The sequence below is a fragment of the Streptomyces echinoruber genome (genome assembly GCF_014651135.1).
In the GTDB taxonomy this organism is placed as follows: Bacteria; Actinomycetota; Actinomycetes; order Streptomycetales; family Streptomycetaceae; genus Streptomyces; species Streptomyces echinoruber.
This window is the reverse complement of record NZ_BMWH01000008.1, coordinates 1-17,505: the sequence shown is the minus strand read 5'-3', so window position 1 is coordinate 17,505 and position 17,505 is coordinate 1. Positions and strand designations below refer to the sequence as shown.

General features: G+C 75.2%; 19 protein-coding genes and 1 pseudogene. 12 read left to right on the top strand and 8 right to left on the bottom strand.

The annotated features are described in order from the left end of the window. Nucleotides 1-312 precede the first annotated feature (312 nt). Nucleotides 313-777 carry a DUF4442 domain-containing protein gene (locus IE225_RS12715; protein ID WP_190057700.1) on the bottom strand — a complete coding sequence of 155 codons (465 nt, stop codon included), beginning with the start codon at nucleotides 775-777 and terminating at the stop codon, nucleotides 313-315. 134 nt (nucleotides 778-911) lie between these two features. Between IE225_RS12715 and IE225_RS12710 the strand changes: the two genes are divergently transcribed. After that, nucleotides 912-1,967, top strand: a complete 1,056-nt coding sequence (locus tag IE225_RS12710; protein ID WP_190057565.1) for a DUF8017 domain-containing protein — start codon at nucleotides 912-914, stop codon at nucleotides 1,965-1,967. Between the two features lie 186 nt (nucleotides 1,968-2,153). After that, nucleotides 2,154-3,497 carry an MFS transporter gene (locus IE225_RS12705; RefSeq protein ID WP_190057564.1) on the top strand — a complete coding sequence of 448 codons (1,344 nt, stop codon included), beginning with the start codon at nucleotides 2,154-2,156 and terminating at the stop codon, nucleotides 3,495-3,497. Here IE225_RS12705 and IE225_RS12700 read toward each other — a convergent pair. Continuing rightward, nucleotides 3,459-4,304 carry a spermidine synthase gene (locus IE225_RS12700; protein ID WP_190057563.1) on the bottom strand — a complete coding sequence of 282 codons (846 nt, stop codon included), beginning with the start codon at nucleotides 4,302-4,304 and terminating at the stop codon, nucleotides 3,459-3,461. The genes IE225_RS12705 and IE225_RS12700 overlap by 39 nt on opposite strands. 143 nt (nucleotides 4,305-4,447) lie before the next feature. Then, a complete protein-coding gene (locus IE225_RS33080; protein WP_229879511.1) occupies nucleotides 4,448-4,621 on the bottom strand; it encodes a hypothetical protein in 174 nt (57 codons plus the stop codon). On the opposite strand from IE225_RS33080, the gene IE225_RS12695 reads away from it, so the two are divergent. Continuing rightward, nucleotides 4,586-5,368, top strand: coding sequence for a TVP38/TMEM64 family protein (locus IE225_RS12695; RefSeq protein WP_229879506.1), 783 nt, complete (start codon nucleotides 4,586-4,588; stop codon nucleotides 5,366-5,368). The two genes, IE225_RS33080 and IE225_RS12695, sit on opposite strands and share 36 nt — an antisense overlap. Before the next feature lie 70 nt (nucleotides 5,369-5,438). Here IE225_RS12695 and IE225_RS12690 read toward each other — a convergent pair whose 3' ends face one another. Next, nucleotides 5,439-6,608, bottom strand: coding sequence for a thiolase family protein (locus tag IE225_RS12690; protein WP_190057561.1), 1,170 nt, complete (start codon nucleotides 6,606-6,608; stop codon nucleotides 5,439-5,441). A 161-nt stretch (nucleotides 6,609-6,769) separates the two neighbouring features. On the opposite strand from IE225_RS12690, the gene IE225_RS12685 reads away from it, so the two are divergent. From IE225_RS12685 to IE225_RS12675, 3 genes are all read left to right on the top strand, one after another. Then, nucleotides 6,770-7,240 (top strand): winged helix-turn-helix transcriptional regulator, encoded by a 471-nt coding sequence (locus IE225_RS12685; protein ID WP_190057560.1) that lies wholly within the window; start codon nucleotides 6,770-6,772, stop codon nucleotides 7,238-7,240. Nucleotides 7,241-7,499: 259 nt separating this feature from the next. After that, a complete protein-coding gene (locus IE225_RS12680) occupies nucleotides 7,500-8,375 on the top strand; it encodes an undecaprenyl-diphosphate phosphatase (RefSeq protein ID WP_190057559.1) in 876 nt (291 codons plus the stop codon). 94 nt (nucleotides 8,376-8,469) lie between these two features. Continuing rightward, complete coding sequence (locus tag IE225_RS12675) at nucleotides 8,470-8,649, top strand: hypothetical protein (RefSeq protein WP_190057558.1); 180 nt, start codon at nucleotides 8,470-8,472, stop codon at nucleotides 8,647-8,649. A gap of 84 nt (nucleotides 8,650-8,733) precedes the next feature. Here the strand turns inward: IE225_RS12675 and IE225_RS12670 are convergent, their stop codons facing one another. After that, nucleotides 8,734-9,327, bottom strand: coding sequence for a DUF4291 domain-containing protein (locus tag IE225_RS12670; protein ID WP_229879500.1), 594 nt, complete (start codon nucleotides 9,325-9,327; stop codon nucleotides 8,734-8,736). Between the two features lie 299 nt (nucleotides 9,328-9,626). On the opposite strand from IE225_RS12670, the gene lnt reads away from it, so the two are divergent. Continuing rightward, the gene (gene lnt, locus IE225_RS12665) at nucleotides 9,627-11,222 is read left to right on the top strand and encodes an apolipoprotein N-acyltransferase (RefSeq protein ID WP_190057556.1); all 1,596 of its coding nucleotides are present in this window, start codon (nucleotides 9,627-9,629) and stop codon (nucleotides 11,220-11,222) included. On the opposite strand, the gene IE225_RS12660 is transcribed toward lnt, so the two are convergent. Continuing rightward, nucleotides 11,137-12,051, bottom strand: a complete 915-nt coding sequence (locus tag IE225_RS12660) for a Gfo/Idh/MocA family protein (RefSeq protein WP_190057699.1) — start codon at nucleotides 12,049-12,051, stop codon at nucleotides 11,137-11,139. The two genes, lnt and IE225_RS12660, sit on opposite strands and share 86 nt — an antisense overlap. A gap of 64 nt (nucleotides 12,052-12,115) precedes the next feature. Next, on the bottom strand, nucleotides 12,116-13,303 hold the full coding sequence (locus tag IE225_RS12655) for an FAD-dependent monooxygenase (RefSeq protein ID WP_190057555.1): 1,188 nt from the start codon (nucleotides 13,301-13,303) through the stop codon (nucleotides 12,116-12,118). Between the two features lie 96 nt (nucleotides 13,304-13,399). Between IE225_RS12655 and IE225_RS12650 the strand changes: the two genes are divergently transcribed. From IE225_RS12650 to IE225_RS12635, 4 genes are all read left to right on the top strand, one after another. Continuing rightward, nucleotides 13,400-13,999: a TetR/AcrR family transcriptional regulator gene (locus IE225_RS12650; RefSeq protein ID WP_190057554.1), complete on the top strand. Its 600-nt coding sequence runs from the start codon at nucleotides 13,400-13,402 to the stop codon at nucleotides 13,997-13,999. Between the two features lie 44 nt (nucleotides 14,000-14,043). Continuing rightward, a complete protein-coding gene (locus IE225_RS12645; protein WP_190057553.1) occupies nucleotides 14,044-14,556 on the top strand; it encodes a DinB family protein in 513 nt (170 codons plus the stop codon). An 830-nt stretch (nucleotides 14,557-15,386) separates the two neighbouring features. Next, on the top strand, nucleotides 15,387-15,584 hold the full coding sequence (locus IE225_RS12640) for a hypothetical protein (protein WP_190057552.1): 198 nt from the start codon (nucleotides 15,387-15,389) through the stop codon (nucleotides 15,582-15,584). Between the two features lie 185 nt (nucleotides 15,585-15,769). Then, on the top strand, nucleotides 15,770-16,540 hold the full coding sequence (locus tag IE225_RS12635; RefSeq protein ID WP_229879483.1) for a chitinase: 771 nt from the start codon (nucleotides 15,770-15,772) through the stop codon (nucleotides 16,538-16,540). 111 nt (nucleotides 16,541-16,651) lie between these two features. Here the strand turns inward: IE225_RS12635 and IE225_RS33995 are convergent. After that, a pseudogene (locus IE225_RS33995) lies at nucleotides 16,652-16,933 on the bottom strand (hypothetical protein); the annotation flags it as partial. Here IE225_RS33995 and IE225_RS33990 point away from each other — a divergent pair. After that, complete coding sequence (locus tag IE225_RS33990; protein WP_190057550.1) at nucleotides 16,862-17,380, top strand: pentapeptide repeat-containing protein; 519 nt, start codon at nucleotides 16,862-16,864, stop codon at nucleotides 17,378-17,380. The pseudogene IE225_RS33995 and the gene IE225_RS33990 overlap by 72 nt on opposite strands. Nucleotides 17,381-17,505: the final 125 nt, after the last annotated feature.

Here is a 17,505-nt window from a genome sequence, read left to right as displayed (position 1 = left end):
CACGACGTTGCTTCCCGGCGTACGCCCGTGGCAGGGCGTACGCCGGGAAGCGTACCTGTTCACCGCCTCACCGCGGCGTCCCGCGCGTCGTACCGGTAGGCGCAACACACGGCGGTACGCACCGTATTTCCCCCGCGTTTCCCCCGCTTTCCCCGGTGAGGCCGCCCTCGGCGACAGCACGGCACCGGCCCGGCCGGGCGGCGGGTGACGGTCGTGCGTCCGCGGTGCTCCGGCGGCTCAGGGCCCGGAGGACCGTGTCACCGGGGCGGCGGGCGGCTCGGGGGAGGCGGCCGGCGGGGAGCCGGCCGGGCGTCAGCCGGCCTGTTCCTCCGGCTCGGGGCGGCTGTTGGGGCGGAGCGTCCACACGACGGTCATCTCGCCCGTCACGGCCCCGTCCTCGCGCTGGAGTTGCACGCTCACGAGGAACTCCGGCCGGCGGCCCGCGTCGAGTTCGGCGACGACCTCGGCGGCGGGGCGGCCGAGGGTCGCGGTGGCCGTGACCGGCCCGAGCGCGATCTTCTTGAACGCGATCCGGGCGTGGATTGGCAGCGGCACGGCCCGCGCGAGCTGGTCGCCGAACGCGGCCAGCACGATCGCCCCGCTGGCCGACTCGCCGAGCGTGAACATCGCCCCGGCGTGCGGCCCGCCGACGTGGTTGCGGTACTCGCTCTGGTCCGGCAGCGACAGCACGGCCCGCTCCGGAGTCGTCTCCAGGTACTCCAGCTTCAGCGTCCGCACCATCGGCACGGTGGCGGCGAGCAACTCGCCGATCGACATCTGGTCTGCGCTCATGCCTGAATGTTACTCGCGAGTAGGCAGGGTGAACAGGGGCGGCCCGACGGCACTTCGGTACGGCCCTGACGAAGCCCGGTGACCGAATCGTGTCTCCGGCGGCACTAGGGTGGCTGCCCATGTGGCCAGGACAGCAGCCGCCGGGGGATCCACAGAACCCGCAGCACCCGCAGAACCCGCAGCCCAACCCGTACCAGCAGCCGGGGTACCAGCAACCGGGCTATCCGCAACCGGGTTACCCGCAGCCGAATCCGTACCAGCAGCCCGGCTACCAGCAGCCCAACCCGTACGCGCAGCAGCCGCAGTGGGGCGCTCCCGCGCCGATGGGCGGGCCGCAGCCGCCGCAGGGCGGAGGTGGCGGAAACCGCACGAAGGTGGTGGCGATCGTGGCGGCGGCGGCCGTCGTGGTGACCGCCGGCGTCACGGGGTTCCTGGTGCTCGGCGGGGACAAGGACGACAAGGCGGACGGCACGCACGGCGGCAAGGCCGGCGCGTCGACGTCGGCGTCCGCGGATCCGACCGCGTCCGCCTCCGGCTCGGACGACAACCCGCGGGGCACCGAGACCGAGAAGCCGACCGTCCCGGGCTGGAAGGTCGTGGTGAACCCCAAGTGGGGCACGGCCTTCGACGTGCCGGCGGACTGGGAGGTCCAGTCCCCGGGTCTCACCGTCGGGTTCGAGGACGACAAGTCCCAGGACGCCAAGCCGCTCATCGCCATGTCGGCGCCGGCCGAGTACAAGTCGAAGTGGTGCACGAGCGACGACGACAAGGACGGCACCACGGAGGACACTCCGCTGGCCGTGGCCGGCACCAAGGGCGGCAGCGGCGCCAAGAACACCGACGAGGTCGCCGTCAACACGGTCCCCTGGTGGGTCTACGGCGGTTACACGCAGCCGGACAAGAAGAGCATCGGCTTCGACAAGAAGGCCACGCCCTACACCACCAAGTCGGGCGTCAAGGGCAGCCTCGCCTGGGCCTGGTCGACGAACACGCCGCGCAAGGGCAAGTGCGCCTCCGACGGCAAGGCCGTCACGTTCGGGTTCAAGAACTCGGCGGGCGACTTCGTCTCCTGGAACTTCTACGGCGCCAAGGGCGTCAAGGGCGAGGTGCCCAAGGCGACGATCCTGAAGATCCTCAGCACGGTCCGGCTGCACGGCGATCCGACGGAGGGCTGACCGGCGCCCGCCGGGGCCGGGCGCGATCCGGCCCCGGCCCGGGCACGCCCGGCCCCGGAGCGGGCCCACCCGATCACACCCGATTCCGCCCGGTCCCGGCCGGATCGCGCCCGGCTCGGGCCGGAGCGCGCCCGCTCGCGGACAAACGGTTTGGCGGGCCGGGTCCCGGGCGGCGATAGTCGGCGGGTGAGCACCGGTATCCCACCCCTCCGACGCCCCCGCCGGCCCGCCTGGGCCGGCCGTACGTACACCCTGCTGACGGCCGCGGCCGTGGTGACCAACCTGGGCGGCAACGGCGCCCTGATCGCCTCCGCGTTCGCCGTGCTGGACGCGGGCGGCGACAGCGGGGACGTCGGCCTGGTGGCGGCGGCCCGCACGCTGCCGCTGGTGCTGTTCCTGCTGATCGGCGGCGCCGTCGCCGACCGGCTGCCCCGGCACCGGGTGATGGTCGCCGCCAACACCCTCAACTGCCTTTCGCAGGGCGCCTTCGCCGCGCTCGTCCTGGCGGGCACGCCGCGCCTGTGGCAGATGGTCCTGCTGACCGCGCTCGGCGCCACCGGCCAGGCGTTCTTCAACCCGGCCGCCGAGGGCATGCTGATGGCCTCGGTGAGCGGGGAGCACGCCGGCCGCGCGTTCGCGGTGTTCCGGATGGCGGTCCAGGGCGCCTCGCTCGGCGGCGCCGCCCTCGGCGGGGCGCTGGTCGCCGCGCTGGGCCCGGGCTGGGTGCTCGCCCTGGACGCGGCGGCCTTCGCCGTCGCCGCCGCGCTGCGCTCCTTCCTCGACGTCCGGCACGTCCCGCCGCGCGCCCCGGGCGGCGGCCTCCTGGCCGACCTGCGCGAGGGCTGGCACGAGGTCACGGGCCGGCCCTGGCTGTGGGCGATCGTCCTGCAGTTCTCCGTCGCCAACGCCGTCGTGGGCGCCGCCGAGGCCGTCTACGGCCCGCTGGTCGCCCGCGACCGCCTCGGCGGCCCGGCGCCCTGGGGGCTGGCGCTGGCCGCGTTCGGCGCGGGGACCGTCGCCGGCGCCCTGCTCATGACCCGCTGGCGCCCGCGCCGCCTGCTGCTCGCCGGCACCCTGTGCGTGTTCCCGCTCGCCCTGCCCTCCGCGGCCCTGGCGGTGCCGGTGCCGCCGGGCGCGCTGTGCGCGGTGATGCTCGTGGCCGGGGTGACGGTGGAGGTGTTCGGGGTGTCCTGGATGACCGCGCTGCACCAGGAGATCCCCGAGGACAGGCTCTCGCGCGTCTCCGCCTACGACTGGTTCGGCTCCGTCGCCTTCGTCCCGGTGGCCACCGCCCTGGCCGGCCCGGCGGAGCGGGCCTTCGGGCGCACGGCGGCGCTGTGGGGCTGCTCGGCGCTGGTGGTGCTGGTCACGGCCGCTGTCCTGGGGGTGCGGGAGGTCCGCGAACTCGCCCGTCGCGACCGGCCGGTGGCCGGCACTCCGGCCGGTCCCCCACGGCCCGCCGGGTCGGCCGATCCCCCACGGCCCGCCGGGTCAGCCGATGCCGAACGCGCCGTCGGGGGGCACGGGTGACGGTACGGCGTCCTCGTCGCGCACCGGTGCGGCCGCGCCGATGAAGTCGCGCAGCGCGGCGCCGTGGGCGAGGCGGGCGGGGAAGGCGTCGGAGGCGGTGCGGCGGGCCACGGCGGCGGTGTCCAGCGGGCGGTGCGCGGCGGCCAGGACAGCGTTGCCGAACCGCCGGCCGCGCAGCACCGCGGGCTCGGCGATCAGCGCCAGCTCCTCGAACACGGCGGCGAACGTGGCGAGTTGGGAACGCAGGAAGGCGAACGGCGCGGAGTCGGCGAGGTTGGCGAGGTAGACGCCGGTGGGACGCAGCACGCGCGCGGCCTCGCGGGCGTAGGCGAGGGTCGTCAGGTGGGCCGGCACCCGGGAGCCGCCGAAGACGTCGGCGATCAGCACGTCCGCGCCGGCGTCGGGGGCCGCCTCCACGAAGGCGCGGGCGTCCGCGGTGTGCAGGGCGATGCCGGCGCCGTCCGGCAGCGGCAGGTGGGTGGTGACCAGCTCCAGCAGGCCGCGGTCGGCCTCCACGACGTCCTGCCGGGAGCCGGGCCGGGTCGCCGCCACGTACCGGGGCAGGGTGAGCGCGCCGCCGCCGAGGTGCAGCACGTCCAGCGGGCGGCCGGGCTCGGCGAGGGTGTCCAGGACGTGCCCGAGCCGCCGGGCGTACTCGAACTCCAGGTGGGTGGGCGCGTCCAGGTCGACGTACGACTGCGGCGCCCCGTCGACGGTCAGCAACCACGCCCGCTCACGGTCGATGTCGGGCAGCAGTTTCGCAATCCCGTGGTCGACGGCGCGCGTCACGGGGATCGGCTCGGTCACGGGTTCATTGTGCCGTCCCGGGCGGAAGGCCCGCCGCGCCGCCGGCGGACCGGACGCCCGCCCGGGAACGGGCGGCTTCCGCGTCCGGCGGGCCTTCGTGAGTTCGCCCACCCGTCACGTCGATGAGACGGACCATACGGCGATCACACACGTCCGTCGGTTACCGTCGCTGGATGCTCGATGCCACCAACCGCTCTGGGGGCACCGCCGCGGCCTCTCCCCGGGCCGCGACCACGGAGCTCGACGTCCTCGGTGTTCACGGTGTTCACGGTGTCCGTGATGTGCTCGATGTGCGCGATGTGCGTGATGCGCGTCATGCATGCGATGTCCTTGATGCCGCGGTACCCGCCGCCGCGCCCGTCCGTCCCCTGCCGCCCACCGCCGCGGAGGGCCCGGCCGCGCGCTGTGTGAGAGCCCTGCTGTCGCCCTGGTCGCGGCTGTCCCTGCTGCTCCTCCTGCTCGCCTCGGCCGGGTCGGCCGTGCTGCTGTTCCAGCCGCAGAGACTGCTGGCGCACGGCTGGCCGCCGCAGGCCGGGGGCGCCGCGGCGGCGCTGGTGTTCACGGTGGCGTACGGGCTGTGCACGGTGGCGTTCGTGCCGCGGCCGCTGCTCAACCTGGCGGCGGGCGCGCTGTTCGGCTCGCAACTGGGCCTGGCCACGGCGCTGGCCGGCACGGTGCTCGGCGCCGGGATCGCCTTCGGCCTGGGCCGGGTGCTCGGGCAGGACGCGCTGCGGCCGCTGCTGCGGGGCCGCTGGCTGAAGGCGGCGGACGGGCAGCTCAGCCGGCACGGGTTCCGCTCGATGATGGTGGCGCGGCTCTTCCCCGGTGTGCCGTTCTGGGCCGCGAACTACTGCGCCGCCGTCTCCCGCATGGGCTGGCTGCCCTTCCTGCTGGCGACCGGGCTCGGCTCGCTGCCCAACACCGCCGCGTACGCCGTCGCCGGCGCCCGCGCGTCCGCGCCGACGTCGCCCGCCTTCCTGGCGGCGATGGCCTGCATCGCCGTACCGGCACTGGGGGGTGCGGTGGTGGCGTGGCGCAAACGCCACCACCTGCGCCCGCGCTGACCGCCGTATCGCCGGACCGCCGTATCGCCGGACCGCCGTATCGCCGGACGGCCCCGGGGCCGACGCCCCGTCAGACGGCTTCCAGGATCATGGCGTTGGCCAGACCGCCCGCCTCGCACATCGTCTGCAGCCCGTAGCGGGCGCCGCGTTCGCGCATCGCGTGGACCAGCGTCGTGGTCAGCCGGGTGCCGCTCGCGCCGAGCGGGTGGCCGAGCGCGAGGGCACCGCCGTGCACGTTGATCCGGTCCGGGTCGGCGCCAGTCTCCTGCTGCCAGGCCAGAACGACACTGGCGAAGGCCTCGTTGACCTCGAACAGGCCGATGTCGTCCAGGTCGAGGCCGGCCCGGCGCAGCACCTTCTCCGTGGCCGGGATCACGCCGGTGAGCATCAGGAGGGGGTCGGAGCCGGTGACGGCGAAGCTGTGCAGCCGGGCCGGCGGGCGCAGGCCGAGGCGGGCCGCCGTCTCGCCGGAGGCGATCAGCACCGCCGAGGCGCCGTCGTTGACCGGGCTGGCGTTGCCGGCGGTGACGTTCCACTCGATCTGCGGGAAGCGCTCGGCGAACGCGGGGTCGTAGTAGGCGGGTTTGAGGCCGGCGAGGATCTCCGGGGTGGTGCCCGGGCGCACGCACTCGTCGCGGGAGACGCCGTCCAGCGGGGCGACTTCGGCGTCGAACAGGCCCCGTTCCCAGGCCGCGGCGGCCTTGCGGTGCGAGGAGACGGCGAAGGCGTCCATCTCGGCCCGGCTCAGGGACCACTTGGCGGCGACGAGTTCCGCGCTGATGCCCTGCGGCACCAGGCCGTCCGGGTAGCGCGCGGCGACGCCGGGGCCGAACGGGTCCGCGCCGGGCGGCACGTTGGACCACATCGGCACGCGGCTCATCGACTCCACCCCGCAGGCCACGACCAGGTCGTAGGCGCCGGAGAGGACGCCCTGGGCGGCGAAGTGCACGGCCTGCTGCGAGGAGCCGCACTGGCGGTCGACGGTGGTGGCGGGGACCGACTCCGGGAAGCCGGCCGACAGCACGGCGTAGCGGGTGGTGTTCATGGCCTGCTCGCCGACCTGGTCGACGGTGCCGCCGATGACGTCGTCGAGCAGCGCCGGGTCGACGCCGGAGCGCTCCACGAGGGCGCGCAGGGTGTGGGCGAGGAGTTCGACGGGGTGGACGTGGGCGAGGGAGCCGTGCGGCTTGCCCTTGCCGATGGGGGTGCGGACTGCTTCGACGATGACTGCGTCACGCATGCGCGGGCCTCCTTGGCCGCCGAAACGATGACCCGGCCGCCGCAGCGCCGGCCGCTCCGCCGGGCGGTTGCCGGTAATGGGGTGATTACCAGTGAGTAGGAAATCTGGATCCACCATAACCTGGAGAGTTGGAAAAACAAACCCACTCGTAGACTGGGCCCATGGCCGCCACGAAGGACCCGCGCCCCTGCTCGATCGCCGACACCCTCGCCCTGGTCGGCGAGAAGTACTCGCTGCTGGTGCTGCGGGAGGTGTGCCTGGGCAACGGCCGTTTCGACCAGCTGGTGCGCAACATCGGCGCCCCGCGCGACGTGCTGGCCGCCCGGCTGCGGCGCCTGGTGGACGCCGGCGTCCTCACCCGGCGGCCCTACAGCGAGCGCCCGCAGCGCTTCGAGTACCGGCCCACCCGCGCGGGCCTGGAGCTGGAGCCGGTCCTGCTGACCCTGATGGCGTGGGGCGACCGGCACCTGCGGGCCGACGGCGAGCGGCCCATGGTGCTGGAGCACTCCTGCGGCCGGGCCCTGGTCCCGGTCGTCACCTGCGGCTGCTGCGGCGAGCCGGTGCGCCACGAGGACCTGACGGCCCGCCCGCAGGCCCCCGGCTGGACGGTGGCGGGACCGGAGGCGGCGTAGCGGGACGCAGCGGGACACCGTGCGCCCGGCGCTGCGCACGGTTCCGCGCGCACGGCGTCGCACACTTCGCCGTCACGCACCCCGCCGTCGGGCGCCCCCGGCGCCGTGCACTCCGCCGTCGGGCGCCGGTCGGTGAAACCCCTGTGAAAGAGCCGCCGTCCGGGGCCGCTACGCTGCCCCTGCGCACATCTGATCATCGTGCGGCGGGCCCGGTGCGTCCGCCGCCCCCGACCCGATCGGCACTTGGACTCCGTACTCCATGTCTTGGTTTGAATCCCTCGTCCTCGGGCTCGTCCAGGGGCTGACCGAGTTCCTGCCCGTCTCCTCCAGCGCGCACCTGCGGCTGACGGCAGCCTTCTCCGGCTGGCAGGACCCGGGTGCGGCCTTCACGGCCATCACCCAGATCGGCACGGAGACCGCCGTGCTGATCTACTTCCGCAAGGACATCGGCGCCATCGTCTCCGCCTGGTTCCGCTCGCTGTTCGACCGGGCGATGCGCAAGGACCACGACGCGCAGACGGGCTGGCTGGTCATCGTCGGCTCCCTCCCCATCGGGGTGCTGGGCGTGACGCTGAAGGACCAGATCGAGGGGCCGTTCCGCGACCTGCGGGTCACCGCCACCATGCTGATCGTCGTGGGGCTCGTCATCGGCGTCGCCGACCGGCTGGCGGCGCGCGACGAGACCGGCGGCCGGCACCGGCTGCCCAAGCAGCGCAAGACCCTCGCCGACCTGGGCGTCAGGGACGGCCTGATCTACGGCTGCTGCCAGGCCATGGCCCTCGTCCCGGGTGTCTCCCGCTCCGGCGCCACCATCAGCGGCGGCCTGTTCATGGGCTACAAGCGGGAGGCCGCGGCCCGCTACTCCTTCCTGCTCGCCGTGCCCGCGGTGCTGGCCTCCGGTGTGTTCGAGCTGAAGGACGCCATGGGAAGCGACCACGTGGCCTGGGGGCCGACGCTGTTCGCGACGGTGATCGCGTTCGCCTCCGGGTACGCGGTGATCGCCTGGTTCATGAAGTTCATCTCGACCAAGAGCTTCATGCCGTTCGTCTGGTACCGCCTCGCGCTCGGCCTGGCGATCATCGGCCTGGTCTCGGCGGACGTCCTCAGCCCGCACGCGGCGGAGTCGGCGGACTGAACCGCCCGGCGGGGCACGGGAGACGAGCCGCCGGCCACGGAGTGCGTAGCCGTCCGGTAGCGCAGTGTCAGTGCTTGCCCCTAGGCTTGTGGCCATGTCCCCAGAGTCCGAAGCCCGTGGTTCCGTGCGCTCTGCCGCCGAGGTGAACGAGCAGATCCGTGCGCTGTGGCTGCGCGCGGGCGGATCCCTGTCGCCCGAGGAACGGGCGGAGTACGAACTGCTGGTCGTCGAGTGGGCCGCCGCGGTGCGGGGCGAGGTCGTCGAGGCGGCCTGAGGCAGGCGTCACGGCCGCAGCGGGTGCGGGCAGCCCGGCAGGCACGTCACGGCCGCAGCGGGTGCGGGCGGCCCGGCAGACGCGTCACGGCCGCAGGTGCGCGAGCACCGCGTCGTCGAGCGGATACGGCCGCTCCCTCGGCAACAGCCGTGCCGCCCGCTCGAGTTCACCGGCCCGCACCCGGGCGTGGATCTCCCGCGCCAGCGGCGTCACGTCCTCGATGCCGCGGATCCACTCGTCCGCGTACCGCTCCACCGCCTCCCCGCCCAGACCGAGCTGCAGCGAGCGGTGCGGCAGCGGATCGAGGTGCAGGTTCCGCTCCGGGTCCCACTGCACCCGCGCCGGTGCCTGCCGCAACTGCCGCTTCCAGGCGGCGGCGTCGCCGTGCAGGGCGGGCACGTGGTGCGACAGGCAGGCGTGCCGCAGCGCCCACAGGAAGCCCTCGCGGGAGATCTCGACGGCGAGCACCGTCTGCTGGTCCTCCTTCAGGGCCCATCCGCAGCGGTACATCATCCACAGGAACGACGGCTTGATCCACGTCATGCGGTCCCGCTTCCAGGACGCCGGGAAGCGCCCGGTGCGCGCCGCCGGGCCGCCGATCGCGGGGCGATAGGCCTGGTAGACGGTGAGGGTGTCCGGAGTGTGGCGGGCGCGCACCCGGTACGTGGGCTCCCGCACGTCCGGCCGTTCGCTCTGCTCGTTCCGTTCGCTCTCTTTATTCCGTTTGTTCCGTTCATACGCCAACTGTTCATCCGCCAACTGTTCGTTCGCGGACTGCTCCTCCACGCACTGTTCGCTCATGCCGCCCAGGGTGGAACGCGGCCGCCACGGGGGACCAGCGAATATCTCGCGCCCCACCGGGATATCTCGCGCCCCACCGGGCACTGACCCACCGTGATCGGTGAAACCCAGGCCCTCTGTTCGAGATCGCACGCAGACCCGCACACTGGAGGCAGTACGGGGCAGGGAGGCGTCGTATGAGGACCACCGGGATCACCGGGACCACCGGCCGGCTGCTCGCCTCCCCGTGGCGGCGCTCGGCCGTCGCCGCGGCGGCGGGCGCGCTGCCGACGCTCGCGTTCCCCGCGCCGTCGCTGTGGTGGCTGGCCCCCGTCGTGCTCGTGCCGTGGATCCTGCTCGCCCGTACGGCTCCCACCGGGCGGCGGGCGGCCTGCGACGGCTGGTGCGGCGGCCTGGGCTTCATGCTGGCGGTGCACCACTGGCTGCTGCCGAGTCTGAACGTGTTCACCGTCGTCCTCGCGGCCCTGCTGGGCGTGCTGTGGGCGCCGTGGGGCTGGCTGGTGCGCCGCTTCCTGGGCGGCTCGCCCTCACCGGGCCGGTGCGCGGCCGCCCTCGTGGTGCTGCCCTCGGGCTGGCTGGCGGTGGAGCTGGTCCGCTCCTGGCAGGGCCTGGGCGGGCCGTGGGGCATGCTGGGCGCCACCCAGTGGCAGGTGGCGCCGGCGCTGCGGCTGGCCTCGGTGGGCGGGGTGTGGCTGGTGAGCTTCCTGCTGGTGGCCGTGAACGTCGCGGTCGCGGTGCTCGTCGCCGTCCGCTCCGCGCGGCTGCCGGCCGTGGCCGGGCTCGCGGCCACCGCCGCCGCGGCCTCGGCCGCCTGGACCTGGGCGCCGCGTCCCGCGCCCGCCGGGCAGGTGCGCATCGCCGTCGTGCAGCCCGGCGTCGTGGCCGGCGCGGACAGCGCCGAGCACCGCTTCGCCCTTCAGGAGCGGCTCACCCGCCGGCTCGCCGGCCGGCACCCGGACCTGGTGGTGTGGGGCGAGAGCAGCGTCGGCCACGACCTGGGCGACCGGCCCGACCTGGCCCGGCGGCTCGCGGCGCTGTCCCGCGCGGTCGGCGCCGACCTGCTGGTGAACGTGGACGCCCGCCGCTCGGACCGGCCCGGCATCTACAAGAGCTCGGTGCTGATCGGCCCCGACGGCCCGACCGGCGACCGCTACGACAAGATGCGGCTCGTGCCGTTCGGCGAGTACATACCGGCCCGCTCCCTGCTCGGCTGGGCGACCGCCGTCGGCAAGGCGGCGGGCGAGGACCGGCGGCGCGGCACGCACCAGGTCGTGATGGACGCCGGCCGCGGTCTGCGCATCGGCCCGATGGTGTGCTTCGAGTCCGCGTTCCCCGACATGAGCCGCCACCTGGCGCGGGACGGCGCCCAGGTGCTGCTGGCGCAGTCGTCGACCTCGACGTTCCAGCACAGCTGGGCGCCCGCGCAGCACGCCTCGCTGGCCGCGCTGCGCGCCGCCGAGACCGGCCGACCCATGGTGCACGCGACGCTGACCGGCGTCTCCGCGGTGTACGGGCCGGACGGTGAGCGCGTCGGCTCCTGGATCGGCACGGACGCCCACACAGCGCGGGTCTTCGACGTGCCGCTCGCGCACGGCAGCACGCTCTACGTCCGCCTCGGCGACTGGGCGGTGCACGCGGCGCTGCTGGTGCTGGGCCTGACCTGCGCGGTCGAGGCGCTGCGGGTGCTCAGGCGGCCGGGCCGGAGTGCCGCAGCACCTCGCGTACCACCCGCTCGCACAGCTCATGGGTCGCCAGTGCGTCCCGGGCGCTGAGCAGCTTGCCCGCGCGCACGGCGTCGAGGAAGGCCAGCACCGCCTGCTCGATGCCGCGCTGTCGGGCCACCGGCACCCAGTCGCCGCGCCGCCGCACGGTCGGCTGGCCCTTGTGGTCGATCACCTCGGCGAGGTTGACGACCTGCCGTTTGCTGTCCTGCCCGGACACCTCGAGGACCTCCTCGGCGGAGCCGCTGAGCCGGTTCATCACGCCGATCGCGGTGAAGCCGTCCCCGGCGAGCTGCAGCACCACGTGGTGCAGCAGCCCGTCCCGCACGCGCGCGTGCACGGTCACGTCGTCGACCTGGCCGGGCACCAGGAAGCGCAGCGTGTCCACGACGTGGACGAAGTCGTCGAGGATCATCGTCCGCGGGTCCTCGGGCAGCCCTATGCGGTTCTTCTGCATCAGGATCAGCTCGCGCGGGTGCTCGGCGCACTGCGCGTAGCCGGGGGCGTGACGCCGGTTGAAGCCGACCGCGAGCGACACCCCGCGCTCCTCGGCGAGCGCCACCAGCCGCTCGGAGTCGGCGAGGTGGTACGCCAGCGGCTTGTCGACGTACACCGGCACGCCCGCCTGGAGCAGCCGGGTGACGACCTCCGGGTGGGCGGGGGTGGGGGCGTGCACGAACGCGGCGTCCAGGCCCTGGGCGAGCAGGCCGTCGAGGCCGGTGTGCCGCTGCCCGGCGGGCAGGTGCAGGGCGTCGCCGACGCGGGCGAGGGTGGCGGGGGTGCGGGTGTGCAGGTGCAGTTCCACGTCCGGCAGCGTGCCGAGCACCGGCAGGTACGCCTTCTGCGCGATGTCGCCGAGTCCGATGCAGCCGACCTTCACGACCTGTGCCTCCCCACGCTCCTGCCCGACGATCCTGCCCGTGCCCGGCAGCATACGGCGTCGCTCACACCCGGCCGCACCCCTGTGCGGCGGCCCGGACCGGCGGCCGCCAGTCGGCGATCCCGTCGAAGCCGCGCAGCAGCAGTCCGGGCGCGGCCCTGGAGAGGGCGGCGAGGGCGGCGTCGCGCACGGTGACGCCGACCGGGTCGCGCAGGAGGTTCAGGCGCGCGATCCGTACCGCCTGCCGGGTGATGCCGGTGGTGCGGGGCAGCCGGGCGGCGGTGTAGGCGGGCAGGTCCGGGGCGTGCGGGGCGGCGTGGTGGGCGAGCACCACCGCGTCCTCGACGGCCTGGTTGCCGCCCTGGCCGAGCGTGGGCGGCATGGCGTGCGCCGCGTCGCCGAGCAGGGCGGTGCGGCCGCGGTGGAAGGCGGGCAGCGGTACGGCGATGTGGTGCACGTCGTGCCGCAGCACGTCCTCGGGGCGGGCGGCGGCCAGGATGTCCGGGATCGGGGTGTGCCAGGAGCCGAACAGCCGCACCAGTTCGGCCCGTTCGTCGTCGGGGGCGCGCCCGCCGGCCGGGGTGACGGCGGCGGCGTAGGCGTAGAGGCGGCCGTCCTTCAGCGGCTGCGTGCCCCACAGGCGGCCCCTCCCCCACGTCTCGTGCGGCGCGAAGCCGGCGCCGGGCGCGGGCAGGACGAGCCGCCAGGTGGTGAAGCCGGAGTACACGGTGCCGGGGTGGTCCGGGAACAGGGTTCGGCGGACGGCGGAGCGGACGCCGTCGGCCGCCACCACCAGGTCCGCCGTCAGTTCGCCGGCCGGTGTGGTGACGCGGGCGGGCCGGCCGGCGCCGCCGGGGTCGGCCAGGGCGGCCGGGGCGCCGGTGCGCACGGCGCCGTCCGGCAGGCGGGCGGCGAGGGCGGCGATCAGGGTGGCCCGGTGCAGCAGGACGAGCGGTCCGCCGAACCGCTCGGCGGCGGCGCGTGCGTCGGTGCGGGCCAGCCACCGCCCGCGCGGGGTGCGCACCCCGCCCTCGCCCTGCCAGGCGGCCAGGCCGCGGATCTCGTCGCCGGCGCCGATGACGTCCAGCGCGCGCAGGGCGTTGGGGGCGAGCGAGACGGCCGCGCCGACCGGTTCCAGGGAGCGGGCCCGCTCCAGCACGGTGACCTGCCAGCCGCGCCGGTGCAGGGCCGCGGCCGCGGTCAGACCTCCGATGCCGCCGCCGATGACGACGGCGCGCGACGACTGCGCCATGGCTCCTCCCGGTGCCCGCCGACCGCCCACTACAGCCGTAGTGTTCCGATGCGCCGACTGTACTACGGATGTAGTGACCGGGGTAGGTTGCTGTCCATGGCCGCACGCACCACCGGCACCTCCCGCGCCGACCTCGTCGCCGACACCGCCCTCGCCCTGCTCGCCGAACGGGGCCTGCGCGGCCTGACGCACCGGGCGGTCGACGAGGCGGCCGGACTCCCGCAGGGCTCCACCTCGAACGTGGCGCGCACCCGCCAGGCCCTGCTGGAGCTGGCGGTGCGGCGGCTCGCCGACCGGGAGGCCAGAGTCCTGTCGCCGGAGGAGATGCCGGACCCGCGCGACGGCCTCGAAGGACTCGCCGACGCCCTGGCGCTGGCGACGCACCGCGCGCTCACCCGCAACCGCGACCTGACCCGCGCCCGCTACGAACTCGCCCTGGAGGCCACGCGCCGGCCCGAGCTGCGGGCGTACTACGACACCGCGGGCGCCCGCTTCCGCGACCGGCTCACCGCCCTGGTCACGGCGCTGGGCTCCACCGACCCCGCCCGGCACGTGCTGTCGCTCGTGGCCTGGGCGGAGGGGCTGATGTTCGCCTGCGTGGCCGGGTCGTTCCACGCCGAGGTGCCGAGCCCGGAGCAGGTGCGGGCGAGTCTGCGGGAACTGCTGGAGGCGATGACGGGGCGGACGGGCCGCTGAAAAACGCCTGGCGGCCGCGGGGCGGACCGGGGAAGGATGCGGGGATGACGACCGAGCGCCGCGAACCCGCCCTGAACGCCGACGAACGCACCATGCTGGAGGGCTGGCTGGAGTACCACCGGCAGACCCTGGCCTGGAAGTGCGAGGGCCTCACCGACGAGCAGTTGCGCACCGCCGCCGTCGAACCGTCCCCGCTCTCCCTCATGGGCCTGGTGCGGCACATGGCGGAGGTGGAGCGCCACTGGTTCCGCAAGGTGCTCACCGGCGACGACCCCGGCCCCGTCTACAGCAGCGACGCCGACCCGGACGGCGACTTCCACGTCACCGGGGCCGACACCTGGCAGGACGCGTACACCACCTGGCAGACCGAGATCGGGCACGCCCGGCACAACGCGGCCGGCCTCGCCCTGGACGACCTCTCCCGGGGCAGGAGCCGGTCCACCGGCGAGCCGTTCACCCTGCGGTGGATCTACACCCACATGATCGAGGAGTACGCGCGGCACAACGGCCACGCCGACCTGATCCGCGAACGCCTCGACGGCGCCACCGGCGACTGACGTCACCGGCGACCGACGCCGTCGGCCCCGCCGGGCCCGGGCCCGCCGTACGGGCACGGAGATCACCCGTGCGGGGCGTTCTTCCGCCGTCCGCCGCACCCCGGCACCGCGGAGGCGGCAGAGTGACGCGGGTGCATCGAACGACGACCGCCGCAGCGCTCCTGATCGCCGTGGCCGCGGCGGCCCTCTGTGGCCTCTCCGGCTGCACGACGGTCCAACGGCCGCCCCTGCCCGGCTCCCCGGCACCCTCGCCCGCCCCGTCGTCACCCTCCCGGACCGGCCCGGACGGCACCGGCGGACCGCGCCTGGCGCAGGCACCGGCCCGCGAGGCCCTGGAACGCGTCGGCTCCCCCCGGCCCGCGCCGCCGGCCGGCCCTCCGGCGGCCCGCCGCACCGCCCCGCCGCCCCCGCACCCCCACCCCCGGCCGTACCGGCGACCGCATCCGCACGCCCGTCCGCGGCCGCCCCACCACGGCCGGCCCCACGACCGGCCCCACGGCCGCACCCCGGGCCCACGCCCGCCGGCCCCCGGGAACCTCCCCGGCGACGCCGGCGTGTGCGGCCTCGGCAAGCGCTACGGCGGCTGGCGCCCCGGCAGCCCGGAGGCGGTCATCTGCGAGCAGGTGTACGGGCGTTGAGGGACCGGGAGGGGACGGCGGCGGCTCGGGACGCCCGGGCCGGCGGCCGCGCGGAGGCCGGTCCCGCGCCACGGGGTGGAGCGGCGTCCGTCCGCTCGCGAACCGGCGGACCTGCTCCACGACGAGCCGCTCGGCACGGGGGGCGGAACGCGGCGGCCTGCCCGCCGTCGCCGCGTCCCGCACGGCACCGACGTGCCGCTGGTGCCGACCGTGCAGGGCACCCAGCACCTGCAGTTGCGCAGCGCCGAGGGCATCCGCAACCCCTGGCACGCCACCTCGCTCGGCAAGGCGCCGACCGCCACACGGACCGCTGAGCGGGCGCCGTGCGGCGCGGCCGGATCCGGGCGTACGGTCCTGGCCACGAAGCGGCTTTCGCGCCACCGGAGTTGACTGTTCCGGAAGCCGCCTGCCATGGTCTAGACCTAGCGCGGCCGACACCCGACTCCCCCGGTTTCGGGGCCGTCGGCCTCCTGCTTGGCATGCGCATGCCCACATGCGCCCCATCCGGGCCCGCCCGCGGGCGCCCGGGCACACCACCCCCCACTCAACGACACGACCAAGGAGTGACGTCCGCGATGTCCTCGCGCATCAGACGGCTCTTGACCCGACGCCCCTCGCCCCGCCGCCGTGCGGTGGGTGCCGTGCTCGTCGCCCTCTTCGCCGCCGTGCTGACCACCGCCCCCGCTCCCACCCCCGCCCAGGCCGCCGCCGGACGGGTCGCGGCCTCCGGCTTCGTGGTCAGCGAGGCGCAGTTCAACCAGATGTTCCCGAACCGGAACGGCTTCTACACCTACAGCGGCCTCGTCCAGGCCCTCAGCTCCTACCCGGGCTTCGCGAACACCGGCAGCGACACCGTGCGCAAGCAGGAGGCCGCCGCCTTCCTCGCCAACGTCAGCCACGAGACCGGCGGCCTGGTGTACGTCGTGGAGCAGAACACCGCCAACTACCCGACGTACTGCGACTGGAGCCAGCCCTACGGCTGCCCGGCGGGCCAGGCGGCCTACTACGGGCGCGGCCCCATCCAGCTCAGCTGGAACTTCAACTACAAGGCCGCCGGCGACGCCCTCGGCATCGACCTGCTGAACAACCCCTGGCTGGTGCAGAACGACGCGGCGGTGGCCTGGCGCACCGGCCTGTGGTACTGGAACACCCAGTCCGGCCCCGGCACGATGACCCCGCACAACGCCATGGTGAACCAGGCCGGCTTCGGCCAGACCATCCGCTCCATCAACGGCTCCCTGGAGTGCGACGGCAGGAACCCGGCGCAGGTGCAGAGCCGGGTGAGCACCTACCAGCGGTTCGCCGCCATCCTCGGCGTCGACCCCGGCGGCAACCTCTACTGCTGACGCCGGCTCCCCGCACGGGCCGCGCCGGCCGCCCCGCACCCGGGCGGCCGGCGCGGCCGCATATGCGCGTATGCGCATATGCGCGTGCGCATGCACGTCCGACGGCCGTCCTCAGGGCTCCTGCCGGGGCGGTCCCCACGGCCCGTCGTCCCCGGTGACGTCCTCCTCGCCGAGGCGGAGGGCCAGGCGGTGGATCGCCGCGCGCACGCCCTCGCCGTAGCCGTCGTCGGCGAGGGCGCCGGCGGCGCCGCGGGCCCGCCGCAGGTGGAGGCGGGCGGCCTCGCGGCGCCCCAGCTTCACGTAGTCGGCGGCGAGGTTGAGGTGCAGGGAGGGGTAGAGGGCGCGGACCTGCAGGGCACGCGCGGACCCGGCCTCCGCCTCACCGGAAGCCGCCTCACCAGGTCCCGCCTCACCGGAAGCCGCCTCACCAGGTCCCGCCTCACCGGAAGCCGCCTCACCAGGTCCCGCCTCACCGGGTCCCGCCTCGCCGGAAGCCCCCTCGCAGAAGCCCGCCTCGCAGAAGCCCGCCTCGCCGACGGCGGCGGCGAGTTCCTGCGCCGCCGACAACGCTCTGAGGTCCCAGGCGAGTTCGTCCGCCGGATCGTCCTGGGTGTCGGCCAGGTAGTGGGCCAGGGTGCAGCGGTGCAGCGGGTCGCCGTCCTCGCCGATCTCCGCCCACAGGTCGAGCAGACGGCCGCGGGCCTCCTCGCGGTCCCCCGCGTGATGCAGCATCACCACCTGCCCGATCCGCGTCAGGACGGAGTCCGGCACCGCCCGCTCCCCTCGCTCCGCCACCCTGTCCTCCCACCGCTCCCGGCCGACCATCCCGACCGACGCTAGCCCCGCCGGCGCCGATCCCTCCGGGCCGACCGCCGCGACACGCGGCCGGCCCGGCCGTACGGCGCCCACGGCGCGCCGCCGCCCGCCCGCGCCCGGCGCGCCGCCGCCCGCCCGCGCCCGGCGCG